Raw genomic sequence first — 23,198 nt, 5'->3', positions numbered from 1 at the left:
CCATGTGCAACAAAGACACACGTGCTGTCATTATCGGCGGCACCCAGGGGCTGGGGCTCGCTATCGCGCGGCAGCTCGCTGCGGAAGGAAGTCCGGTCGTTGTCATAACCGGCCGTGACCGGAAAAAGGGCGAGCACGCGGTTGCCGACCTTGCCAAGCTCGGCTGCGAGGCGCACTTCATCGCTGCCGATCTCGGCAACGTCGACGAATGTCAGGCGGCCATCGACAAGGCCGGCGGACTTATCGGGCCGCTCAACGCGCTGGTCAATTCGGCCGCTAGCTGCGACCGGGGAACCCTGCTCGATACGACACCGGAAGTCTGGGCCAAACTGATGGACATCAATGCGCGCGGACCCTTCTTCACCATGCAAGCCTTCGTGCGTCAGGCGCTCGAGCACCGCATCGCGGCCTCCATCGTCAACATCGTCTCCATGGTCATCCATTGCGGCCAATCCTATCTGGCGCCGTATTCGGCTTCCAAGGCAGCTCTCGCCAACATCACGAAAAACACCGCGCAGGCGCATCGCCGCGACCGCATACGCTGCAACGCCATCGCTTGCGGCTGGATGGATACGCCTGGCGAGGACGTCACCCAGAAGCGCTTTCACGACGCACCCAACGACTGGCTGGAAAGGGCGGAAGCCGCGCAACCCTTCGGGCAGTTGGTGAAGCCCGCCCAGGTCGCGCCGCTCGCCACCTATCTTTTGTCACCGGAATCGGGCGTGCTAACCGGCGCGATTATCGACTGCGATCAGAACGTCGCCGGCGCCTATCCTGAATAGGCTCTAGCGAACGCTCGTCTGCCCCTTGAGGCGAAACAGGAAGAACACCAATGACCGTAAAATTTGCTCTTTTGGGCGCCGGGCGCATCGGCAAGGTGCACGCCCGCGCCATCTCCGGTAATGCGGACGCCAAGCTCGTGGCGGTTGCCGATGCCTTTGCAGAGGCCGCTCAGGCCATCGCGGTCACATACGGCTGCGCGGTGCGCACGATCGACGAGATCGAGACGGCCAACGACATCGATGCCGTGGTGGTTTGCACGCCCACCGACACGCACGCCGACCTGATCGAGCGCTTCGCGCGCGCCGGCAAGGCGGTTTTCTGCGAGAAGCCCATCGACCTTGACCTTGGCCGCGTGAAGGCCTGCCTGAAGGTGGTGGAGGAGACCGGCACCACGCTCATGGTCGGCTTCAACCGCCGCTTCGACCCGCATTTTTCAGCCGTGCGTGCGGCCATTGACGAGGGCAGCATCGGTAAGGTCGAGATGGTGCAGATCACCTCGCGTGATCCGGGACCGCCGCCGGCGACCTATATCAAATCATCGGGCGGCATCCTGCGCGACATGACGATCCACGATTTTGATATGGCGCGGTTCCTTCTGGGCGAGGAGCCGGACACGGTCTTCGCGACGGCCTCTGTTCTGGTCGACCCGGAGATCGGCGAACTGGGCGACCACGACAGTGTGTCGGTAGTGCTTGCCACGGCCTCCGGCAAGCAATGCGCCATCTCCAACTCGCGCCGCGCCACCTACGGCTATGACCAGCGCATCGAGGTGCTTGGCGAGAAGGGCGCGATCTCGGCGGAGAACCAGCGGCCGGTATCGATAGAGATCGCCACGGGCGAGGGGTTCACGAGGCCGCCCCTGCACGACTTCTTCATGACCCGCTACACCGAAGCGTATGCGGCCGAGATGGCGGCGTTTATCGAGGCGATCGGCGGCGGGAAGACTGCTTCTCCCTCGGGCGACGACGGGCTGAAGGCGCTGGCACTGGCCGACGCCGCCTACCGCTCGCTGAAGGAAGGGCGGGCGGTAAAGGTTTCGGAGGTTCTGGCATAGCGCTGCTGACAGTGGAATTTTTATTCCAAGCGCGATAGCATCGGGAGAATTTTCTCTAGGGCTGACGGAAAGACGACACATGGATGCACGCTCGGCACCGGCAAGTATAGAGGAGTTGCTCGACCGCATCCTCGAGGTCTCGGACGGCCTGCCGAAGCGGCTCAGACAGTGCGCCGAGTATGTGGCGGCCAACCCGGACCGCGTCGCCGTCTCGACGGTGGCGGAGATGTCGGAGGGGGCCGGTGTCCAGCCGTCAGCCTTCATGCGCTTCTGCCAGGTTCTGGGCTTCTCCGGCTTCTCGCAGATGCAGCGCCTGTTCCGCGATTCCTATGCGCAAAACTGGCCGGACTATGCCACGCGCCTGGAAAAGCTGCGCGAGAGCGGGGCCGGTAGCCCTTCCGCGCTTCTCGCCGAATTCGTCGAGGCGGGGCGGCTGTCGCTCGAAAACCTCGCCAAGACGCTCGACCCGCGCGCCCTCGATACGGCCATCAAGGCGCTGTCGGAGGCGAACATGGTGCACATCGTCGGCATGCGCCGCGCCTTCTCCGTCGCCTCCTACCTTGCCTACGCCTTCGAGAAGATGAATGTGCCGACCATGCTGCACGACAGCGTCGGGAATCTCGACAGCCGCCATGCGATCCGCGAGGGCGATGCCGTGATCGCCATTACCTTCGCCCCCTATTCGCCGGAGACGGTGGCGCTGGCCGAGGCCGGCGCGCGCGCCGGCGCCAAGGTGGTGGCCATCACCGACTCGCTGGCGAGCCCCCTGCGCCCGGTCACACCGCTGCTCCTCACAGTCTCGGAAGCCGACTTCGGCGATTTCCGCTCGCTTTCGGCAACACTTTCGCTCGCCGTAGCTCTGGTCGTCGCCGTGGGCACGGCCAATCGCGCCCGGAAAAATGGAATTCCATGATTGATCTTGAGTGAAAAATGGAACATATCTTCCATAATGGCTTGAACGCGCCAGCGGCTCTTGGCCACGTCCGTGAGGCGGAAGGCGCGAGCTGCTAGAGGAAGCGAAGCCGCCACGTGGCGGCGGTCTCTCGCCGATCCGGAATGCGCATCGATCAGGGAGGAGTGATTTGATGAAGCCCCTCGACGTCATCACCATCGGCCGTTCGTCGGTCGATCTTTACGGCGCGCAGGTCGGCGGGCGGCTGGAGGATATGGCCTCCTTCAACAAATATATCGGCGGCTCGCCCACGAACATCGCCGCCGGTGCCGCGCGCCTGGGGCTGAAGTCGGCGCTGATCACGCGCGTCGGCGACGAGCACATGGGCCGCTTCATCCGCGAGGAGCTCGAGCGCGAGGGCGTCGACGTGCGCGGCGTGAAGACCGACCCGGAACGGCTGACCGCGCTCGTGCTGCTGGGCATCCGCGACCAGGAGCAGTTCCCGCTCATCTTCTACCGCGAGAACTGCGCCGACATGGCGCTAGAGGAAGACGATATCGATCTCGCTTTCATTGCAGAAGCGGGCTGCGTGTGCGCCACCGGCACACACTTGTCGCACCCGCGCACGGAAGCCGCCGTCCTGAAGGCGTTGAAGCTGGCGCGCGAGAGCGGCGCCAAGACGGCGCTCGACATCGACTACCGTCCCAATCTCTGGGGCCTCGCCGGCCACGGCGCCGGCGAAAGCCGCTTCATCGAATCCGAGCGGGTGACCGCCAAGCTCCAGAAGACGCTCCCGCTTTTCGACCTGATTGTCGGCACGGAGGAAGAGTTCCACATCGCCGGCGGCTCCACCAACACTATTCAAGCGCTGTGCACCGTGCGCCGCCTCACGGACGCCGTGCTGGTGTGCAAGCGCGGCCCGATGGGCGCTTCCGCCTTCACCGGCGCCATCCCCGACACGTTGGACGAGGGCGAGGCGGGCGAGTACTTTCCCATCGAGGTCTTCAACGTGCTCGGCGCCGGCGACGGCTTCATGGCCGGGCTCCTGAAGGGTTGGCTTACCGGCGAGGACTGGCCCACGACACTGAAATACGCCAACGCCTGCGGTGCCTTTGCCGTCTCACGTCACGGCTGCACGCCGGCCTATCCCTCGTGGGAGGAACTGCAGTATTTCTTCCGCACCGGCATCAAGAACCGCGCCCTGCGCAAGGACGCGGCTCTGGAGCAGGTGCACTGGTCGACCAACCGCAAGGGCGACTGGCAGGAAATGCGCGTCTTCGCCTTCGACCACCGAATGCAGCTCGAGGAGATGGCGGACGCCGCAGGCGTGCCGCATGAGCGCATCGGCGCGTTCAAGGTGCTGTGCCTGGAGGCGGCGCGGCAGGTAGCTGGCGGCAAGCACGGCCACGGCATCCTCTGCGACGGCCGACATGGCCGCGAAGCGCTCTACCGGGCGGCCGGCAGCGGCTTGTGGATCGGCCGGCCGGTCGAATGGCCGGGCTCGCGCCCCCTCAAACTGGAGCAGGAGATTGGACCCGACTTCGGCGGCCTCGTCGAATGGCCGCTGGAGCACGTAGTCAAGGTCCTGTGCTTCTATCACCCCGACGATGACGCCGAAGTGAAGGCGCGCCAGGAGGACGTGGTGAAAAGGCTCTTCGCCGCCAGCCGCCGCAACGGGCTGGAGATGCTTCTGGAGATCATTCCCTCCAAGGTGCGCGCCGTCGATGATGAGACCGCCGCCGCGGTCATCGAACGCTTCTACGAGATCGGCGTTTATCCCGACTGGTGGAAGCTTGAGCCGATGACCTCCGGGAAGGCGTGGGAGAGCGCTTGCGGCGCCATCACCCGCAACGACCCCTATACGCGCGGCATCGTCGTCCTGGGACTTGACGCGCCGGCGGCCGAGCTTGAGGAGAGTTTTGCGGTTGCAGCCGGCTTCGATCTTGTGAAAGGCTTCGCCGTCGGCCGCACCATCTTCGCCGACGCCGCGCGCCGCTGGCTGGCCGGCGAGATCGGCGACCAGGAGGCCGTCGCCACAATGGCAGAGAAATACCGCGCCCTGTGCGAGGTGTGGGACCGCGCGCGGGCGAAACGAGGGAGGGCCGCATGAAGACGATCAGGTTGACCGCCGCTCAGGCTGCGACACGCTATCTGGCGGCACAGATGAACGAGGACGGCGAACCCTTCATCGCCGGCGTATGGGCGATCTTCGGCCACGGCAATGTCGCTGCCCTCGGCGAGGCGCTTTATGCCGTGCGTGACAAGCTGCCCACCTATCGCGGCCACAACGAGCAGTCGATGGCCCACGCGGCAATCGCCTATGCCAAGCAGCTCCATCGCAAGCGGGCCATGGCCGTTACCTCCTCCATCGGCCCCGGCGCCACCAATATGGTCACGGCGGCAGCTCTTGCACATGTCAACCGCCTGCCGGTGCTCTTCATGCCCGGCGACGTCTTCGCGAATCGCGGGCCGGACCCGGTCTTGCAGCAAGTGGAGAATTTTTCCGACGGCACTGTCAGCGTCAACGACTGCTTCCGCCCCGTCTCGCGCTATTTCGACCGCATCACGCGGCCGGAGCAGCTTCTGACCGCGCTGCCCCGCGCCTTCCGCACCATGACCGACCCCGCCGACTGTGGCCCCGTCACGCTCGCCTTCTGTCAGGACGTGCAGGCGGAGGCCTACGACTGGCCGGAAAGATTCTTCGAGCCGAAGGTCTGGCGCATGCGCCGCGTCCAGCCCGACCCGGTCGAGGTCGAGGAGGCGGCGAAGATCATCGCCGCCGCCAAGGCACCTGTCATCGTCGCTGGCGGCGGCGTCCACTATTCCCATGCCCACGAGGCCTTCAAGTTTTTCGTCGAGGCCCATCAGATCCCGGTGGTGGAAACCCAGGCCGGCAAATCGGCGTTGCCCTGGGACCACCCGCTCAATCTCGGCCCGGTTGGCGTGACCGGCTCGTCCAGCGCCAACGCGCGCTGCGCCGAGGCCGACGTTGTCATCGGCGTCGGCACCCGGTTCCAGGATTTCACCACCGGCTCGTGGTCACTCTTTTCGCAGCCGGGGCGCAAGCTCATCAGCCTGAATGTCAATGCGTATGACGCGGTCAAGCATGGCGCGACGCCTCTTTGCGCGGATGCATGTGTCGGCTTGGAGGCGCTGTGGCGCGCCTTGGGCGAGAAGCGGTTCGATCCACCGGCCCCGAAGCTGAAGGCGGACTGGTTCGCCGCCGCCGACGCCGTGACCGCGGCGCCCGAGGTCACCAACGCGCTTCCCACCGACATGCAGGTGATCGGCGCCGTGCAGCGCGCGGCGCGCGAGAACACGGTGGTCATGTGTGCGGCCGGCACCATGCCCGGCGAGCTGCACAAGCTGTGGAAGGCCGGCCGCCCCGGCTCCTACCACATGGAATACGGCTATTCCTGCATGGGCTACGAGATCGCCGGCGGCATGGGCATCAAGATGGCCGAGCCCGACCGCGACGTGGTCGTCATGGTCGGCGACGGCTCTTACATGATGATGAACTCGGAGCTTGCCACGGCAGCGATGATGGGCGTCAAGATCACCGTCGTCATCACGGATAACCGCGGCTATGGCTGCATCAACCGGCTGCAGATGGCCACCGGCGGTGCTGAGTTCAACAACCTCTTGGACCACGCCCAGCACGTGAACCCCTCGCAGATCGACTTCGTCGCTCACGCCGCCTCCATGGGCGCCCATGCGGAGAAGGCAGGCTCCATTGGTGAACTGGAGGAGGCGCTGGCGCGTGCGCGCCAGGCCGAAGGCCCCTTCGTCGTCGTCATCGACACCGACCCCTATCCCTCCACCGAGGCCGGCGGCCACTGGTGGGATGTGGCCGTGCCCGAGGTGTCGGAACGCGACCAGGTAAAGAAAGCCCGCGCAGGCTACGAAGCCGCGCTCAAGGAGAGGCGCTGAATGATCCGCTACGGCACCAACCCCATCGCATGGTCCAACGACGACGACCAGACAATAGGCGCCCACATCCCGCTGGAGCAGTGCCTGCGCGAGGCCGCCGCAATCGGCTTTTCCGGCATCGAGAAGGGCCACAAGATGCCCTCCGACGGAGAGGAGCTGAAGAAGGTGCTGGCCGCCCACGGCCTCCTCTTCATCTCCGGCTGGCACTCCCTGAACCTGCTCGTCAACGACATAGAGACGGAAAAGCGCGCCATCCAGCCGCATCTCGACATGCTGAAGGCGAATGGCTGCAAGGTCTGCGTCGTCTGCGAGACCTCCAACGCCATCCATGGCAACGAAGCGGTGCCGCTTAAGGACAAGCCGGTGCTGGCCGAGGGCGATTGGCCGAAATTCTGCGCCGGTGTCGAGGCCATCGCCGAGTATTGCGCAGGGCAGGGGATCGATCTCGTCTACCACCATCACATGGGCACCATCGTCCAGACCCGCCACGAGATCGGTCGCCTGATGGCCGGCACGGGCCCCGCCACCAAGCTGCTCCTCGACGTCGGCCACGCCTGGTTCGGCGGCTCGGATCCGGTCGAACTCGCCCGCACGTATATGGACCGGGTAGGCCATTTCCATGCCAAGAACGTGCGGCCGGCGATCAGGCGCCAGGTGGAAGAGGAGGGGCTTTCCTTCCTCGAAGGCGTCAGGCGCGGCGTCTTCACCGTGCCCGGCGATCCGGAAGGCGCGCTCGAGTTCGAGCCGGTATTGAAGGTCGCTGCCGAACACGGCTACGATGGCTGGCTCGTCATCGAGGCCGAGCAGGATCCGGGGAAGGCCGATCCCGTAAAATATCAGTCCATGGGCCTGGACGCGCTCAAGGCCGCGGCCAGGGCTGCAGGGCTGGACCGGTCGTAGCCGCGGGATATATCGGAGCATCATGCAGCTTTTCGACGCCGATCATCCCTTCTTCCGCCCCCTCTGGCGGCGGGTAGCCATCGTCGCCGTCTGCCTCGGCTGGGCGGCGTTCGAGTTTGCCTCGGCCTCGCCCTTCTGGGGTGCCCTCTTCGGCGGCGTCGGCGTCTATTGCGCCTGGGCGCTGCTCATCAACTATCGCCCCGACACCCACACGAAGTAGGAGACGAGCCATGTCGAAACTCCTGGTCAGGCCCGCCGGCAGTGCCGGCAAGGTGCACGACATCACGCCGCGAAGTGCTGGCTGGGGCTACGTCGGCTTCGGTCTCTACCGTCTGAAAGCCGGTGAGACGGCAATGGAGGAGACGGGCGATACCGAGGTCATCCTGGTGCTCGTGGAGGGCAAGGCCGAGATTGCCTCGGAGAATAAGAAATTCGGCGAGCTGGGCGAGCGCATGGATGTCTTCGAGCGCCTGCCACCCCATGCCGTCTACATCCCCAACGGCTCCCGCTGGACCGCGACGGCAACCACTGACTGCACGCTCGCCGTCTGCACCGCTCCAGGCAAGGGCGGCCACGAGGCCCAGGTGATCGGCCCTGCCGGTATCTCCCTTGCCGAGCGCGGCAAGGGCGCCAACACACGCTATATCCACGCCATCGCCATGGAAGAGCGCGATGTCGCTGACAGTCTGCTGGTCACCGAGGTCTACACTCCCCAGGGCAACTGGTCGTCCTATCCGCCGCACCGGCACGACGAGGATAACTACCCCGAGATGACTTATCTCGAGGAGACCTACTACCACCGCCTGAACCCCGCCAAAGGCTTCGGCTTTCAGCGCATCTTCACCGAGGACGGCGAACTCGACGAGTCAATCGCCGTCTCCAACCATGACGTCGTCCTCGTTCCGCGCGGCCACCACCCCTGCGGCGCGCCCTATGGCTACGAAATGTATTATCTCAACGTCATGGCCGGCCCCCGTCGTGCCTGGCGCTTCAAGAACCACCCGGACCACGATTGGATTTTTCAGCGAGACAGCGGCAACGGTTAGAACCGGTAGCGAAGGCCAATGGTATTGGCGTTGGACCCTTCGCCGAGGTCGCCGAACAGCCCGTTGCTGCCGGACCTGTGGTGAAGCTGATAGACGAGTTCGACATTCGGAGCCTGCCGCAACCGGAACGCCATCTCCGGTCCGGCAAAGCCTAGCAGAGTGGCGTCGCCGCCATATCGAATCTCGCGCTCTCGTTCGATCTCGGTCGGGCTGGTGACCGCGCTGAAACCCAACGTCAGCCCCGGCGCAATCGCCAGGTCGCCAATGACCAGGCCGTGGTGACGGATCCTTACTCCCGCCCAGATTTCGCCGCTGGTATCGTCGTTCTCGCCGAAGCGGAGTGCCGCGCCCGCCACTCCGCCAAGAACAAAGCCCGCCCCAAGCTCATGAAAATCCCGGCCGTAGACCCCGCCGATCATGTAGTTGCTAGTATATTCGGCATCCCAGAACCGCATGACGCTGCCGAACGACCTCTCGGCAAAGACACCGCCGAACATGTGGACATCGTTCTTCGCCGCCGGTGCTTCGGGGCTGACGAACGGATCCTGCGTCGCGAAATACAGGAACGGCTCACCATCACCCGCGTTGCCAACGCCAACCGACACCGCCAGCAGGGCCACGGCAAGAAAGAGCCTGGTTCCGCTCAACGAATCCCCCCGAATCATGGCACGCCCGCTATCCTAGAGCCGATAGCAGCGACTGTCCAAAAAGGCCTTCCGAACCGCTCGGTTTATATCGCAACCATCTTTCGCGGCTATCGACACCATTGGTTCTGGCTGCTTTCTTGGCAGTCGCATCGTCGCGGTTGCCTTGACCACCGGCGTTTCCTCTGGCGTCGCCTTTGCCGAAGCTGCCGGTCGGGCCGAAGTCGCTAGGCGCGCGAGGTCCAGGCCTCTCGTCGGCCGAACCGACGCTCTTCTCGTTACCAGGATTGCCGCGGTTGTCGTCGTCGTTGCCGCGAAGCAGCGAATTCGGGAAGGTGGTTGGCTGGGGAACCTGGATTCGAACCAGGACCGACGGAGTCAGAGTCCGCTGTTCTACCGTTAAACTATTCCCCAGCATGCCGCTTCGCCGCGTGGCGGTTGCGCGGGCCAAGCTATTTAGCCATGCCCCTTTAATAGTCAACCCCGTCGGCGTTTTCAAATCGCGATTGTTCCTCTTCGCGCCCGCACCACAGTTGCACCGGGAGCACGGCGGCCATTTCTTCGTGGCCGGCTCTTGGTCAAAGGTCGCACCGCTGCTAGTCTGTCGCCAACATAAGTGTCGAGCGCCTGCTGGTGCGCCATTTCGGCGCGCGCGGCGCGGAAGGAAATGCGGTGGACGACCACGAGGAATGTGACGCGCCACCGGTCGCGGAGTGTGTTGGCGATCACGTCTCGGTGGGGGGCGGCGTGACTGTGAACGGGCGGGAGCCGGCATTGGCTCCGGCCGCGGGCTTCGCGGGCGACGGGCCGAGGAAGCCGAAGCGCAAGCGCAGGAGAAAGCGCGGGCGCCGCGTTTTCGTTCGCGATGGCGAAGGGCGCCCTGCGCAACAAGCCCCGGTTGCTCCGGAACCGGGGGCCAAGGCGCCGGTTCCGTCTCTCGGAGAGCCGCGGCAAACGGGTGGCGGGACCTATACGCCGCGGAACGGCTTCAATGGCACTTCGCAGACGCTTTATGCCGCGCTCGATCTTGGCACCAACAATTGCCGCCTGCTGGTGGCGACGCCAGGCCGGCCCGGCCGCTTCCGCGTCGTCGATGCCTTCTCGCGCATCGTCCGGCTGGGTGAGGGGCTGACGGCGAGCGGGCGGTTGAGCCAACCGGCCATGGACCGCGCCGTGGACGCGCTCGCCGTGTGCGCGGAAAAGCTTGCCGGCTGGCGGCTCAGCGGCGTGCGCATGATCGCCACCGAGGCCTGTCGCTCGGCCGAGAACGGTGGAGACTTCCTCGACCGTGTGCAGCGGGAGACGGGGCTTGCCCTGGAGGTGATCGACCGCCAGACGGAAGCCAGGCTCGCCGTCTCCGGCTGCAGCTCGCTGGTGACGCGCGAGACCGACGGCCTCGTGCTGTTCGACATCGGCGGCGGCTCCTCGGAGATCGCCCTGGTCGACCTGTCACGCCACCGCACGCCGCGGCTTGCCGACCACATCGTCTCCTGGACATCGCTGCCCGTCGGCGTCGTCTCGCTGGCCGAGCGCTTCGGCGGCCGCGTCGTCACGCGCGAAAGCTTTGAAGCGATGGTCAACGAGGTCACCCTCATGCTGTCGCGCTTCGACGGTGGCGGCCGGCTGGCGCATGTCGCCTCGACTGCCCGGTTCCATCTGTTGGGCACATCCGGCACCGTCACCACGCTGGCCGGCGTTCATCTCGGGCTGAAGCGCTATGACCGCCGCCGCGTCGACGGGCTGTGGATGGAGCGCGACAGCATCGACCGCATGATCGAGACCATCCTCGGCTGGAGCTTCGACGAGCGCAAGGCCAACCCCTGTATCGGCTCCGAGCGGGCAGACCTGGTGCTTGCCGGCTGCGCTATCCTAGAGGCGATCCGCCGCCACTGGCCGGCCGAGCGCCTGCGCGTTGCCGACCGGGGCCTGCGCGAAGGCATGCTCAGCGAAATGATGGCGCGCGACGGGGTGTGGCGCCGCCGCAAGCGCGTTGGGGCATGGCCGGCGTGAAAAAGGAGGGCAAGCCCGGCAGCGGCGCCCGTGCGCTGAAGACGCGGGTGAAGAAAAAGCGGGGCCTGAAGAACTCCTCGCGCCGCTGGCTGGAGCGGCATCTGAACGATCCTTATGTGCAGCGCGCCACGCAGGAAGGCATGCGCTCGCGCGCCGCCTACAAGCTCACCGAGATCGACGACAAGCATCACATCCTGGCGCCGGGCATGAAGGTCATCGATCTGGGTGCCGCCCCCGGCGGCTGGTGCCAGGTGGCGGCGGCCCGCGTAAAATCGGATCCGCAGAACCCCAGCGTCGTCGGCATCGACTATCTGGAGATGGACCCGGTGCTCGGCGCGGCAATTCTCAAGACTGATTTCCTCGACGACGATGCGCCGGACCGCCTCATCGACGTGCTGGGCGGCCCGCCCGACGTGGTGCTGTCCGACATGGCCGCCCCCACCACCGGCCACCGCCGCACCGACCATCTGCGCACCATGCACCTGTGCGAGGCGGCAGCGGATTTCGCGGTGAACGTGCTGAGGCCCGGCGGCCACTTTCTCGCCAAGACCTTCCAGGGTGGCGCCGGGACGGACCTCCTCGCCATGCTGAAGCGCAATTTCCGCTCCGTCCACCACGTCAAGCCGCCTGCCTCGCGCGGCGAGTCGGTGGAGCTCTATCTTCTCGCCAAGGGCTTCAGGGGCGAGGGCTGAGCGCTCACTCCGCCGGCAGTGCCTGCTCCTCGTCCTTCATGCGCCGGCGCCGGTGCCCCGAGACTGCGTTGCCCGTGTCGGCCGGCAGCCGGATGAAGGGCAGGGCGGCGAGCGCCGTCAGCATGGCGACGACCATGAAGGCGTTGGCGAAGGCGTCGAGGCCGAGCGGCGCACCTGTCACATAGGTCGTCGCCTCCAGGATGCCGGCGCCCACCGCCACGCCGAGCGCGATGCTGATCTGCTGGCTGGCCGCGGCGATGGCTGTCGCCTGGCTCGCCTGCCGCTCGCCGATCTCGGCGAAGACCAGCGCATTGGCCGAGGTGAAGAAGAGCGAGCGGAAGAAGCCCGCCGCCATCAAGACGGCGATGATGGCGCCGGGCGGCGTTGCCGGTGTGAACAGCGCGTTGGCGGCGATCAGCGCGCTGCCGAGGACGGCCGCCAGCACCAGCACCAGGCGAAAGCCGCCGGCGCGCAGCGTGGCGCTGGCGATGAACTTCATGGCGATGGCGCCAAGCGCCGATGAGAAGGTGAGCATGCCGGACTGGAAGGGCGTCAGCCCGAAGCCGATCTGGAACATCAGCGGTAAGAGAAACGGCACCGCCCCCGCGCCGATGCGGAACAGCGAGCCGCCGATGATCGCTGAGCGGAAGGCGCGGTTGGAAAACAGCCTGAGGTCGAGGATCGGCCGCTCCGCCCGCCGCGCGTGGCGCACATAAAGCCACGCTATCGCCATTCCCGCCATCACCGTCGCCAGCCCAACCGCCGGCGGCAGCGCCGGCAGGCTGATGACCGACAGGCCGAACACCACACCGGAGGCAGCGAACCCCGACAGAACGAAGCCCCTGACATCCAGCCTTTCATTCTCCTGCGGTTCGAACTCCGGCAGCACGCGGCCGGAGAAGAAGATGCCCAAAAGCCCGATCGGCACATTGATGAGAAAAATCCAGTGCCAGGAAAAATAGGTGGTGATGAAGCCGCCGACCGGCGGCCCGACAAGGGGGCCGACAAGCGCCGGCACGGTGAGCCAGGCCATGGCGGAGACGAGCTGGTTCTTCGGCGTCGCCCGCACAAGCACCAGCCGCCCCACCGGCGTCATCATCGCTCCGCCCATGCCCTGCACGAAGCGCGCCATGACGAAGGCGAACAGCGAATCCGAAACAGCGCAGGCGACCGAACCGACAACGAACACACCGATGGCGAGCGCAAACACCCGCTTCGCACCGAACCGGTCGGCCATCCAGCCGCTGACGGGAATGAAGATGGCAAGCGCCACCAGATAGGTCGTCAGTGCCAGCTTCAGCGTCACCGGGCTGGTCCCGATATCCGCCGCGATCGCCGGCAGCGAGGTGGCGATGACGGTCGAATCCATCTGCTCCATGAAGAGCGCGACGGCGAGGATCAGCGGAAGCGAGCGATTCACAGGCAGCGACCGGTTGGTTCAGAAGATCGGCGGCCCGGGAGGCAAGCCGGCACGCACCATATCGGCCGAAAGGACGGGGATGTCAAAGGCGGGGTGACATGGAAGGTAAGCTTGCCAGGCGGCTTCGTTAGCGCTGTGTTGGCAAACTGGGAAATGTAAAATTAGAATGGAGGACTATACGAACGAGGCCGAGATTGCTGATCCGAAACGAACGTCCTGGCGATGAAGACGCCATCCACAGCCTGACATTGTCGGCTTTCGAACCGATGGCATTCAGCGACGGATCGGAAGCTCCAATAATCAGATCTCTACGGGCGTCTGGCGACCTGACGTTATCGTTGGTGGCCGAAAAGGACGGGGCAATCTTAGGCCACATCGCACTCTCTCCAGTCACCATCGACGGCATCCATAACAACTGGTTCGGTCTAGGGCCGGTTTCGGTACGGCCGGAGATGCAGCGGCGGGGTATCGGAAGAGCGCTGATCCTGACTGGTTTGGAAATGCTCAAGGAGCGCGGCGCTCGTGGTTGTGCGTTGATCGGCAGCCCCGACATCTACAGCCGCGTGGGCTTCGAAAGTGACGGTCAGCTATCGTACGGGAATCTGGACCGGAGCTACGTCCAGTGGATCGTATTCTCCGGTCCCGCACCGCGCGGCGAGCTGAAATTTGCTCCGGCATTTGAACCCGAGGGCCATACCAGCCAGCACACATGAGTGCGCCTATCGCGCGCCAACCTCCGCCGCATGGCGCCGGATGTCTTCGATGCGGTCGGGCGTTGTCGGATGCGTGGAGAAGAAATCGTTGCGGTCGTCATCACCGTAGTTCTCACGCAGCACGTCGAAGAGGCGCGCCAGGCCGGCCGGCTCCCGCCCCGCCTTCGCCATCAGTTCGACGCTGTAGCGGTCGGCCTCGCTCTCCTGGTCGCGCGAATAGGAAAGCGTCATCAGGCCCGCGCCCTGGACAAGCACCTCTTCCATGCCCGAGCCGATGTCGCCGCCGATGAACATGATCAGCGTCGTGATCCCGGCTGCCCGGTAGAGGCGGCGCAGGCTGTGCTTGTGCACCACATGCCCAATCTCATGGGCGAGCACGCCGAGCACTGCGTCTTCGTCGCGCGCAAGCCGCACGAGTTCGTCAGTCAGCACGATCGTGCCGTCGGGAAGTGCGAAGGCATTGGGTCCGATCACCCCGCCGCGGCGGAATTGCAGGTCGAAGGCATCCGCGCCTCCGGGCGTGAGCTCGGCAAGTGTGCGGAAATCCGACGTGATCGCCTGGCGCCTTTGCCCCTCAAGTTGCGAGGGGGCGAGCACCGTCTGGTCGAGGGAGGCAAGCGCGCTCTGGCCCATAAGGCGCGGGGCGGCGGGCGGCGTCACTGCAACCGCCACCTCCACCGCGATCGGCAGGGCATAGCGGTAAAGCCCCACGCACAGCACGGCCACCACCGCCACCAGCAGGATAAGCCGCGGATGGAAGCGCTCCAGCCCGTGCACGAACCCCACCCGCCATCCGCGATGCGCCTTGAGCCAGCGGTCGATGGCATCGTTGTCATCCGTCTCGAAAACGCTCCCGTCCGCAAAGGTGATCCGGCGCGGGATTCGGCCGACACGGTTCGAAACCGAGAGGCCGGAGACGGCGCCCTCCGCAAGTGTCTCCCCGCCTTCTGCGCCTTTCGCCGTGGCCACGCCATCGGCGGACGTGAAGCGCGCCGCCTCCGCCCGGCTCGATCCGGGCGGGTGCCATTGACCGGAAATGACAAGGCGCGGCCTGTCAGAGCCCAAAGTCGAAGCCTTCCATATCCATATATTCGGCGCCGATTGCCGGTCCGGTCTGCTCGACCTCGTTCAGATAGTCGTCAAGCGAGCCGCTGACGGTGACTGCCGTGGCCGAGGCCACATAGCGCGCCATCCGCACCGCCGCCCAAGGCCGGGCGAAGCCGAGCGAGAAGATTGTCGCCAGGAAGTTCGAGATGGCGATCCATGTATAGCGCCGCCGCCCGAGCCGTGAGGCGAATTCGTGCCGCCCGTCGAACACCGCGGCGTTGAAGGCGACATTGCGCACGCCCGCGCGGTAGAACAGTCCGGCAAAGCCGTAGATTGCCATCAGCGCGAGGAAGACGAGAAAGACCGCGGTCGTAACGGTGTTCTCGTTGACCGTCGCCAGGCCGCTGCTCGCCCAGCCGAACAAGCCAAGGCCCAGCACCGTAAGCGGTGCAACGCCGAGGAGCACCAGAAGCGCAGGCATCCACCACTGACTGTAGAGCGCTTTCAGCTGCGGCTCGCAGGCCACCTTACGCCCACCATAGCTGACATTGCCGAGCGTGTAGCGCCACATCCAGCGCGAGGCGAGAGGCGCCAGTATGCCAAGCGTAAGCGTGGCGAGGAAGGGGCCGATGAGATAGGCCACGAAAGCGCCCCAATAGCCGCCGTGAAAGTCGAGGCGGACATTGCGGTAGCTGGTCACGCGCGCGTTGAAGCGCAAGCCCCGCTTGATGAGCCACGGCATGGCCGCCAGCAGAAGAAAGGGCAGGATCAGGTTTGCCACCGTGTATATGACGAACATGTTCGCGTAGGCGAATATGTACGGCAAGACAGCGTAAATGATCAGCGCCACAAGAACGACGATCCGGCCGATGAGGATCTGCAGTCCCCGCGCGTGGTAGTCAAAGCTGCGCCCGGCAAGCTCGGTATTGCCGTAGAAATAGCGCTGCCGGCGGACTTTCGCCCAGGCTGAATAGATGCCGAGCGTGACGATCGTCAGAAGGATGTTGACGATCCAGATACCGAAGTATTCGCCGGCCCTGCCGGTGAAGGAAAAGGTCTCGGTGTGCCGGTCCTGCGGATTGCCCCCCGCGGGAATCACTCGCGACGCATCGTTCATTGTATGCCCCCTTGCCTGCTGGAATCGATTTTAATCAATGCCCGCACACCATTGCCGTAACCGGCCATCTTTTCAACGCCTCACGGACGTGGTACGAGCCAGCGCCAATCCTGAAAGGGAATCACATTGAGGCAGCCCGTTCTCCCCCTTAGGGAAACGGCCTGTGCGTTCCTCTCATATTTCAAGGGTCGGCCATGGCAAAAATCATCGAAACCGCAACCGGCGCCGAGGCGCTCACCTTCGACGACGTGCTTCTGCAGCCCGGCCATTCCGAGGTGATGCCCGGCCAGACCGATGTGCGCACCCGCATCGCCGGCGACATCGAACTGAACATCCCGATCCTTTCGGCCGCTATGGACACTGTCACCGAATCTGCGCTGGCGATCGCCGTGGCGCAGGCCGGCGGTATCGGCGTCATCCACCGCAATCTTTCGCCCGCCGAGCAGGCGGAGGAGGTGCGGCAGGTCAAGAAGTTCGAGTCGGGCATGGTGGTGAACCCCATCACTATCGGCCCGGATGCGACGCTGGCCGATGCCCATGCGCTGATGAACACCCACCGCATCTCCGGCATTCCTGTGGTGGAGAACGGCGGCCTCGGCGGGCAGACCACGGGCAGGCTCGTCGGCATCCTCACCAACCGCGACGTACGCTTCGCCTCCAACCCCACTCAGCCGGTGCGCGAATTGATGACGTATGACAACCTCGTCACCGTGAAGGAGGGGGTCAGTCAGGACGAGGCCAAGCGGCTTCTGCACCAGAACCGCATCGAGAAGCTTCTGGTGGTGGACGATGGCGGCAACTGCGTCGGCCTCATCACGGTCAAGGACATCGAGAAGTCGCAGCTAAACCCGCATGCCTGCAAGGATGCGCAAGGGCGGCTGCGCGCGGCAGCCGCCACCAGCGTCGGCGACGACGGTTTCGAGCGCGCCGAGCGGCTGATCGATGCGGGTGTCGACCTGCTCGTCATCGACACCGCGCATGGCCACTCGCAGCGCGTGCTTGATGCGGTGGCTCGCGCCAAGACCTTGTCCAACGCCGTGCGCATCATCGCCGGTAACGTCGCGACAGCCGGCGGCACCAAGGCGCTGCTGGACGCCGGCGCGGATGGCGTGAAGGTTGGCATCGGCCCCGGCTCCATCTGCACCACGCGCGTGGTGGCCGGCGTCGGTGTGCCGCAGCTCACCGCCATTATGGCGGCGGTTGAGGCTGCCCGCGACGCCGGGGCGACGGTGATTGCCGACGGCGGCATCAAATATTCCGGCGATCTCGCCAAGGCGATCGCCGCCGGCGCCAGCGCGGCCATGATTGGCTCGCTCCTGGCCGGCACGGAGGAGAGCCCCGGCGAGGTCTATCTGTACCAGGGCCGCTCGTTCAAGGCCTATCGCGGCATGGGTTCCGTAGGCGCTATGGCGCGCGGCTCGGCCGACCGCTACTTCCAGGCCGAGGTGCGGGATACACTGAAGCTGGTGCCGGAAGGTATCGAGGGCCAGGTGGCTTACAAGGGGGCGGCTGCAGGCGTGCTGCACCAGCTCACCGGTGGGTTGAAGGCGGCGATGGGCTATGTCGGCGCGGCCAACCTGGCCGAGTTCCAGGAGAAGGCCACCTTCGTGCGCATCTCCGGCGCCGGCCTGCGCGAGAGCCACCCGCACGACGTGACGATTACGCGCGAAAGCCCGAACTATCCGGGCGCGAGTTGAGCGCCAAAAAGTAAGAGGCCCCGGAAAGTCCAGGGCCTCTTCGTCTGTTCAGGCCTTCGCCTTTTCCATCGTCCTGGTGCTACCCGTCTCCTCGAACACACCCGCCTTGTAGAGAAAGCCGGCAATGGCGCCGCCGATGAGCGGGGCGACGATGAAGAGCCATAACTGGCCGATCGCCGCGCCGCCGGAGAACAGCGCCGGCCCGATGGAGCGTGCCGGGTTCACCGAGGTCCCCGTGACGGCGATGAGGCATATGTGGATCGCCGTCAGCGTCAGGCCGATGGCAAGCCCCGCCATGACGGTACCATGCTTCTCCGACGTCACGCCGAGGATAACCATGACGAAGACGAAGGTCGCCACTACCTCGGCAATGAATGCGGCGCCGGTGGTGTAGTTGCTCCATCCGTTCGCCGCCAGGTTGGCGGGCGCGCCCGCAGCGGAGCCGGAGGCGATGAGCCACAATACGAGGGCGCCGATGATGCCGCCGATCACCTGGGCGACCATGTAGGGCAGGACCTCCTTCGCCGGCAGACGGCCGGCAAGATAGACGCCGAGGGTGACGGCCGGGTTGAGGTGCGCGCCCGAGATAGGACCGACCGCATAGGCCATCGCCACCACGGCGATGCCGAAGGCCAGCGCGATACCCACTGCGCCGCCCGTCGGGATAAGATCCCCGAAGCCGCCGAGAACAACGCTCGAACAGCCGATGAAGACAAGGCAAAAGGTGCCGAACAGTTCTGCGGTATAAGCTTTCATGATGCGAATCACCCCGCAATTGCGTTTGCCTATCGAGCTTTCACCAACTTCTCGTTGAAAGCAACTGCACAGACAACTTGTGCAGCTTTTCTACGCGGCGTAGTGGGAATCTTCGATTGCTTCGCTGAGCGCGGAAAAGTCTGCCTGCCGCGGGTTCGTCTTGCGCCAAGCAAGGCAGATTGTGCGCGATGGTCCGGGCTCGACGAAAGGCAGGACGCGCACGCCGGGCAGAAGCTCCGCCGCCTTCCGCGCCATCTCCGGTATCAGCGTCACGCCGAGGCCGTGCGAGACCATATGCAGGAGGGTGGCGAGGCTCGTGGCGCCGAAGCTCGCCATGGTGACGGGCTTGACCATACCGCAAACGGCGAGCGCCTGGGCGCGCATGCAGTGGCCATCCTCCAGGAGCATCAGCCGCTCCAGCGCCATGCTTTCCTGAGCCACCGGCGGAGCGATGCGCTCGGCTTCTTCCTCCGGTACGGCGAGGAAGAAGCGGTCCTCGAAAAGTGCCGTGCTCTGAAGCCGCGGCTCGTCCAGCGGCTCGGCGGCGATCACGCCGTCCAACCGGCCGTTGCTGGTCTCCTCCAGTAAAGTTGCGGTCACGGCCTCGCGCACCTCGATCCGCAGCGCCGGAAAGCGCCTCTTGAGGAGAGGAAGCAGATGCGGCAGCAGATAGGGCGCCACCGTCGGGATGACGCCCAGCCGGAAACGCCCTTCCAGCACCTTCCGGCCCCGGCGCGCCACACTCTCCAGGTCCTCCACTTCCGCCAGGATGCGGGCGATGCGCGGGCGCAGCGCCTGCGCTTCCGCCGTCAGCCGCACCGTGCCGCCACCGCGCTCGAACAGCTTGTAGCCAAGCTGCCCCTCCATCTCGGCGATCTGCGCGGAAAGGGCCGGCTGGGTGACGCCGGCCGCCTCAGCCGCGCGCCCGAAATGCAGCTGCTCTGCCAGCCGTTCGAAATACTGCATCTGACGAAGGGTTACCCGTAACATAAGGGGAAGTTATCAGGGAGAATATGAAAGGCAATTGCAGATTATGATGAACGCGGGAAAGAATCACGGGATGGATCCTGCTCGCGGTCGAAAAATGCCCTCCTTCGGCAAGCACAGGAGGGATAGGGGATTATGAGCGGCTCCGGCTCGATAGCCTGCGCCTACGTCAGCACGGCCTCGCGCTTCAGCACCTGATCGATCTCCGCCATGACCGCTGCCGGCAACGGCCCCTTCTCCATCGCGCCGACATTTTCGCGCACCTGCGCCTCGGTCTTGAAGCCGGGGATCGGAAAAGTCGCGGGCGAACGGGCAAGGATCCAGCCCAGGGCCCCCTGCGCCAGCGTCCTGCCGCCGGTCTGCAGCAGTTCGCGCACCGCCTCCAGCCGCCGGAGATAATCCGGGTCCGGCCGCCCGTTCTGAAAGAACCTGACCCACCCATGGCCGGCACCGCGCACCTCGCTCGAAGGCATATGCGCATCGGCGGCGAACTTGCCCGTGAGGAACCCCATCGCCAGCGGCGACCGGTTTAGGCTGGCGAGATTGTTTTCCTCGCACATCGCCAGCATGTCGGGCCCGTCCGTAAAGACGTTCAGTTCCTGCTGAACCGCAACGAAATGCGGAAACTTCAACATCCGCTCCGCGGCCGCGGCATTGTCCGTGCTCCAGCCCCAGAAACGGATGGCGCCTTTCTCCGCCAGCCTTTCCAGCGCCTCACCCGCCGCATCCGCCTGGTCGTCTGTCAGGTCTCCCACATGGATTTGATAAAGGTCGATCTGATCGGTGCGAAGACGCTGCAGCGACGCCGAGCACGCCTTTTCGATGTAGGAAGGGCTGACGTCCATACCGAGCAGCGTGCGCGCCGCCCGGTCATAGGTGAAGCCGAATTTGGTAGCGATAGTCGCATCGCCTCTTCGCCCGGCGAGCGCCCGGCCGATCACCTCTTCGCTGTGCCCGGTCCCGTAGGCATCGGCGGTATCGATAAGCGATGCGCCCATCTCGAGCGCAAGGTGGATGGCGCGGATCGACTGTTCGTCGTCAATCTCGCCCCAGCCGTCCGGCTTTCCCTCAAAAATGAAATGTCCTCCGATCGCCCAACCACCCAGTCCGATGGCGCCGGCTGAAAGGCCGGAGCGTCCCAACGGTCTGCGGCTGGTCGCGGAAATGGTGCTTAAAGGCATGACATCCCTCTTCCTGTACGATTGTTCGCGCCGCTAACGTCCTCCCGGTGATCGCGCGACGTCGGCCGACCATCTCACCGGGGACGCGATGACCAGAAGGGCTGATTCCGCAAAGCGTTTTTCAAGAATGAAAAGCCGGCACCCGACCGGCCCGAAGATTCATGGCCGCACCCTTGCGAAACTAGACCTTGCCTCGCGCACCCACAGGCCCTAGCAACACCGCACGACGGGTAAACCGAAAAAGGCAATGATCATGCGCCTCGGCGGCAGGCTGGCAGCAGCCATCGACATTCTCCACGACATCGAAAAACGTCATCGCCCCGCCGCGGATGCCATGCGGGACTGGGGCCTGTCGCACCGGTTCGCCGGCGCCGGCGACCGCGCAGCCATCGGCAACTTCGTCTATGACGGCCTGCGCCGCCGCCGCGCCGCAAGCTGGCTTTTCGATGCCGACACGCCGCGTTCCCTCGTTTTCGGCGGGTATCTCCTGGAAAACGGCGGCGGAACGGAGGCGCTCGATAGCGCCTTCACCGAAGACCGCTTCGCCCCGCCGCCGCTCGACGAGGCGGAGCTTGCGAGCCTCCGCGCGCGCCTCGGCCAGCCCCTTCCGGATGCCGCCCGCGCCAATGTGCCGGAATGGTGCGAGCCGCTGGCAGCCCGGGCCTTCGGCGAAGTGTGGGTGGAGGAGTGCGCCGCCCTTGCCGACCGGCCGCCGCTCGACATGCGTGCCAACACGCTGAAAGTGGAGAAGCAGAAGGTTCTCGCCGCCCTTGCCCGCACGGGGGCCGAGGCAGCACGTATCGCAACCAACGGCATGCGCGTCCCCCCGGTCGCGGGCGACGGACGGCATCCCAACGTGCAGGCCGAGCCGGCGTTCCGCAAGGGCTGGTTCGAGGTGCAGGACGAGGGTTCGCAGATCGTCGCCGAGCTTGCTGGGGCGGCTCCCGGCCGCCAGGTGCTCGACTTCTGCGCCGGTGCCGGCGGCAAGACGCTCGCCATGGCCGCGATGATGGAAAATCGCGGCCAGATCCACGCCTACGATGCCGACCGCCAACGCCTCGCGCCGATCTTCGACCGCCTGAAACGGGCAGGCTGCCGCAACGTGCAGGTGATTGCAGAGGACGAAGCGCTCGCCCGCCTCGAAGGCCAGATGGATCTCGTCATCGTCGACGCTCCCTGTACCGGCTCCGGCACCTGGCGCCGCCGGCCGGACGCCAAATGGCGCCTGACGCCGCAGCAGCTCGAGGCGCGCCAGATAGAACAGATGGCTATCCTCGATACCGCGAGTCGCTACGTGAAGCCGGGCGGGCGGCTTGCCTACATCACCTGTTCCATTTTCCGGGAGGAGAATGTCGACCAGGCGCGGGCCTTCATCGAGCGCGCACCCGCCTTCCACCCCCTCGACCACCGCGCCATCTGGCAGGAGCGCTTTCCCGCCCATCCGCAGGCCGCGCACATCGAGGAGAATGACGGCATCATGCTCACACCGGCAGTCACCGGCACGGATGGCTTCTATTTCTCCGCCTTCGAGCGCCGCTAGAAGCAATTCCAGGAAAAGTGGGAACCGGTTTTCCGTCCGGAATTGCGGCAAGGCAAAGAGAGCAATTCCAGGAAAAGTGGGAACCGGTTTTCCGTCCGGAACTGCGGCAAGGCAAAGAGAGCAGTTCCAGGAAAAGCGGAAGCCGGTTTTCCAATCAGCCGCCTCTGCATTGCCCATCACCGCCCGCTTTGCCATAAGCATGTCTGCCGACAAGGAAGAAGACGATGGCGGAACGACGGTTTGCCGAGGGGGACTTCGAGGCGCGGGTGCGCACCAGCTTTGCCCGTCAAAGGGCGATGGAGACCATCGGCGCCAGGCTGACCGTGGTCACGCCCGGCGTCGTCGAGATCGAGATGCCCTATGCGCAGCGCTTTACCCAGCAGCACGGTTTCCTGCACGCCGGCGTCATCTCCATGGCGCTCGATTCGGCCTGCGGCTACGCCGCCTATTCGCTGATGCCGGCCGATGCCGGCGTGCTGACGATCGAGTTCAAGGTAAACCTCCTGGCGCCGGGTAGGGGAGAGCGCTTCCTTTTCCGCGGCACGGTCACCAAGCCCGGCCGCACCATCATCGTCGCCGACGGCCAGGCCTATGCCTATGACGGTGAAGGCGAGGCAAAACTGATCGCCACCATGACCGGCACCATGATGAGCGTCGTCGGCCGGCGGGACATCGAGGGCTGAAAAGCCCGACGCCGGCCGGTGTCTCAGCTTGAATTTCGGCTGTGGGTGGAAAGTTCGTGTTCACGCCCCTGGACCTGAACGGGCAAAAAGCGCCGGGAGCCGACGT

General features: G+C 65.3%; 21 protein-coding genes and 1 tRNA gene. 14 read left to right on the top strand and 8 right to left on the bottom strand.

The features are described 5' to 3' along the window. Positions 1-2 precede the first annotated feature (2 nt). The 8 genes from N5A92_RS02000 (at position 3) to iolB (ending at position 8,605) form a co-directional block, all read left to right on the top strand. Positions 3-782, top strand: coding sequence for an SDR family oxidoreductase (locus N5A92_RS02000; protein ID WP_260900139.1), 780 nt, complete (start codon positions 3-5; stop codon positions 780-782). A 50-nt stretch (positions 783-832) separates the two neighbouring features. Further along, a complete protein-coding gene (gene iolG / locus N5A92_RS01995) occupies positions 833-1,837 on the top strand; it encodes an inositol 2-dehydrogenase (protein WP_260900138.1) in 1,005 nt (334 codons plus the stop codon). Positions 1,838-1,916: 79 nt separating this feature from the next. After that, positions 1,917-2,750, top strand: coding sequence for a MurR/RpiR family transcriptional regulator (locus N5A92_RS01990; protein ID WP_260900137.1), 834 nt, complete (start codon positions 1,917-1,919; stop codon positions 2,748-2,750). Positions 2,751-2,922: 172 nt separating this feature from the next. After that, entirely contained in the window at positions 2,923-4,839 is a 1,917-nt protein-coding gene (locus tag N5A92_RS01985) for a bifunctional 5-dehydro-2-deoxygluconokinase/5-dehydro-2-deoxyphosphogluconate aldolase (RefSeq protein ID WP_260900136.1), read from the top strand. Continuing rightward, the gene (gene iolD, locus N5A92_RS01980) at positions 4,836-6,659 is read left to right on the top strand and encodes a 3D-(3,5/4)-trihydroxycyclohexane-1,2-dione acylhydrolase (decyclizing) (RefSeq protein WP_260900135.1); all 1,824 of its coding nucleotides are present in this window, start codon (positions 4,836-4,838) and stop codon (positions 6,657-6,659) included. Before N5A92_RS01985 ends, iolD begins: the two co-directional genes overlap by 4 nt. Beyond that, complete coding sequence (gene iolE, locus N5A92_RS01975; protein ID WP_260900134.1) at positions 6,660-7,559, top strand: myo-inosose-2 dehydratase; 900 nt, start codon at positions 6,660-6,662, stop codon at positions 7,557-7,559. Positions 7,560-7,581: 22 nt separating this feature from the next. After that, positions 7,582-7,779, top strand: a complete 198-nt coding sequence (locus tag N5A92_RS01970) for a DUF3329 domain-containing protein (RefSeq protein WP_260900133.1) — start codon at positions 7,582-7,584, stop codon at positions 7,777-7,779. 10 nt (positions 7,780-7,789) lie between these two features. Continuing rightward, a complete protein-coding gene (iolB, locus tag N5A92_RS01965; RefSeq protein WP_260900132.1) occupies positions 7,790-8,605 on the top strand; it encodes a 5-deoxy-glucuronate isomerase in 816 nt (271 codons plus the stop codon). Here the strand turns inward: iolB and N5A92_RS01960 are convergent. Then, positions 8,602-9,252, bottom strand: a complete 651-nt coding sequence (locus tag N5A92_RS01960) for a hypothetical protein (protein ID WP_260900131.1) — start codon at positions 9,250-9,252, stop codon at positions 8,602-8,604. The genes iolB and N5A92_RS01960 overlap by 4 nt on opposite strands. A 337-nt stretch (positions 9,253-9,589) precedes the next feature. After that, positions 9,590-9,663: transfer RNA gene (locus N5A92_RS01955), tRNA-Gln, on the bottom strand. 258 nt (positions 9,664-9,921) lie between these two features. On the opposite strand from N5A92_RS01955, the gene N5A92_RS01950 reads away from it, so the two are divergent. Then, complete coding sequence (locus N5A92_RS01950; protein WP_425248514.1) at positions 9,922-11,259, top strand: Ppx/GppA phosphatase family protein; 1,338 nt, start codon at positions 9,922-9,924, stop codon at positions 11,257-11,259. Next, complete coding sequence (locus N5A92_RS01945) at positions 11,247-11,951, top strand: RlmE family RNA methyltransferase (RefSeq protein ID WP_260900129.1); 705 nt, start codon at positions 11,247-11,249, stop codon at positions 11,949-11,951. Before N5A92_RS01950 ends, N5A92_RS01945 begins: the two co-directional genes overlap by 13 nt. Before the next feature lie 4 nt (positions 11,952-11,955). On the opposite strand, the gene N5A92_RS01940 is transcribed toward N5A92_RS01945, so the two are convergent. Beyond that, positions 11,956-13,371, bottom strand: coding sequence for an MFS transporter (locus tag N5A92_RS01940; protein WP_260900128.1), 1,416 nt, complete (start codon positions 13,369-13,371; stop codon positions 11,956-11,958). Between the two features lie 194 nt (positions 13,372-13,565). Between N5A92_RS01940 and N5A92_RS01935 the strand changes: the two genes are divergently transcribed. After that, complete coding sequence (locus N5A92_RS01935) at positions 13,566-14,084, top strand: GNAT family N-acetyltransferase (RefSeq protein WP_260900127.1); 519 nt, start codon at positions 13,566-13,568, stop codon at positions 14,082-14,084. A gap of 6 nt (positions 14,085-14,090) precedes the next feature. Here N5A92_RS01935 and N5A92_RS01930 read toward each other — a convergent pair whose 3' ends face one another. Then, entirely contained in the window at positions 14,091-15,149 is a 1,059-nt protein-coding gene (locus tag N5A92_RS01930) for a M48 family metallopeptidase (protein ID WP_260900126.1), read from the bottom strand. Then, a complete protein-coding gene (locus tag N5A92_RS01925; protein WP_260900125.1) occupies positions 15,139-16,248 on the bottom strand; it encodes a YjgN family protein in 1,110 nt (369 codons plus the stop codon). The genes N5A92_RS01930 and N5A92_RS01925 overlap by 11 nt, the downstream gene beginning before the upstream one ends. A 194-nt stretch (positions 16,249-16,442) precedes the next feature. Here N5A92_RS01925 and guaB point away from each other — a divergent pair, with 194 nt between their 5' ends. Beyond that, on the top strand, positions 16,443-17,945 hold the full coding sequence (gene guaB, locus N5A92_RS01920) for an IMP dehydrogenase (protein WP_260900124.1): 1,503 nt from the start codon (positions 16,443-16,445) through the stop codon (positions 17,943-17,945). A gap of 48 nt (positions 17,946-17,993) precedes the next feature. Here guaB and N5A92_RS01915 read toward each other — a convergent pair whose 3' ends face one another. The 3 genes from N5A92_RS01915 to N5A92_RS01905 form a co-directional block, all read right to left on the bottom strand. Continuing rightward, entirely contained in the window at positions 17,994-18,701 is a 708-nt protein-coding gene (locus tag N5A92_RS01915; protein ID WP_260900123.1) for an MIP family channel protein, read from the bottom strand. Positions 18,702-18,791: 90 nt separating this feature from the next. Next, complete coding sequence (locus tag N5A92_RS01910) at positions 18,792-19,691, bottom strand: hydrogen peroxide-inducible genes activator (RefSeq protein WP_260900122.1); 900 nt, start codon at positions 19,689-19,691, stop codon at positions 18,792-18,794. A gap of 161 nt (positions 19,692-19,852) precedes the next feature. Then, entirely contained in the window at positions 19,853-20,869 is a 1,017-nt protein-coding gene (locus tag N5A92_RS01905) for an aldo/keto reductase (protein ID WP_260900121.1), read from the bottom strand. 253 nt (positions 20,870-21,122) lie between these two features. Between N5A92_RS01905 and N5A92_RS01900 the strand changes: the two genes are divergently transcribed. Further along, entirely contained in the window at positions 21,123-22,409 is a 1,287-nt protein-coding gene (locus tag N5A92_RS01900) for an RsmB/NOP family class I SAM-dependent RNA methyltransferase (protein WP_260900968.1), read from the top strand. A gap of 224 nt (positions 22,410-22,633) precedes the next feature. Continuing rightward, entirely contained in the window at positions 22,634-23,092 is a 459-nt protein-coding gene (locus tag N5A92_RS01895; protein ID WP_260900118.1) for a PaaI family thioesterase, read from the top strand. Positions 23,093-23,198 lie beyond the last annotated feature (106 nt).

It is taken from the genome of Chelativorans salis (assembly GCF_025336525.1).
Classification (GTDB): Bacteria; Pseudomonadota; Alphaproteobacteria; order Rhizobiales; family Rhizobiaceae; genus Chelativorans; species Chelativorans salis.
This window is presented reverse-complemented; position numbering and strand designations above follow the sequence as displayed.

Bases quoted from the DNA above. Each gene is read 5' to 3' on its own strand.
- N5A92_RS02000 (WP_260900139.1), top strand. From the start codon at position 3: ATGTGCAACAAAGACACACGTGCTGTCATTATCGGCGGCACCCAGGGG.
- iolG (WP_260900138.1), top strand. From the start codon at position 833: ATGACCGTAAAATTTGCTCTTTTGGGCGCCGGGCGCATCGGCAAGGTG.
- N5A92_RS01990 (WP_260900137.1), top strand. From the start codon at position 1,917: ATGGATGCACGCTCGGCACCGGCAAGTATAGAGGAGTTGCTCGACCGC.
- N5A92_RS01985 (WP_260900136.1), top strand. From the start codon at position 2,923: ATGAAGCCCCTCGACGTCATCACCATCGGCCGTTCGTCGGTCGATCTT.
- iolD (WP_260900135.1), top strand. From the start codon at position 4,836: ATGAAGACGATCAGGTTGACCGCCGCTCAGGCTGCGACACGCTATCTG.
- iolE (WP_260900134.1), top strand. From the start codon at position 6,660: ATGATCCGCTACGGCACCAACCCCATCGCATGGTCCAACGACGACGAC.
- N5A92_RS01970 (WP_260900133.1), top strand. From the start codon at position 7,582: ATGCAGCTTTTCGACGCCGATCATCCCTTCTTCCGCCCCCTCTGGCGG.
- iolB (WP_260900132.1), top strand. From the start codon at position 7,790: ATGTCGAAACTCCTGGTCAGGCCCGCCGGCAGTGCCGGCAAGGTGCAC.
- N5A92_RS01945 (WP_260900129.1), top strand. From the start codon at position 11,247: ATGGCCGGCGTGAAAAAGGAGGGCAAGCCCGGCAGCGGCGCCCGTGCG.
- N5A92_RS01925 (WP_260900125.1), bottom strand. From the start codon at position 16,248: ATGAACGATGCGTCGCGAGTGATTCCCGCGGGGGGCAATCCGCAGGAC.
- guaB (WP_260900124.1), top strand. From the start codon at position 16,443: ATGGCAAAAATCATCGAAACCGCAACCGGCGCCGAGGCGCTCACCTTC.
- N5A92_RS01915 (WP_260900123.1), bottom strand. From the start codon at position 18,701: ATGAAAGCTTATACCGCAGAACTGTTCGGCACCTTTTGCCTTGTCTTC.
- N5A92_RS01910 (WP_260900122.1), bottom strand. From the start codon at position 19,691: ATGTTACGGGTAACCCTTCGTCAGATGCAGTATTTCGAACGGCTGGCA.
- N5A92_RS01905 (WP_260900121.1), bottom strand. From the start codon at position 20,869: ATGCCTTTAAGCACCATTTCCGCGACCAGCCGCAGACCGTTGGGACGC.
- N5A92_RS01900 (WP_260900968.1), top strand. From the start codon at position 21,123: ATGCGCCTCGGCGGCAGGCTGGCAGCAGCCATCGACATTCTCCACGAC.
- N5A92_RS01895 (WP_260900118.1), top strand. From the start codon at position 22,634: ATGGCGGAACGACGGTTTGCCGAGGGGGACTTCGAGGCGCGGGTGCGC.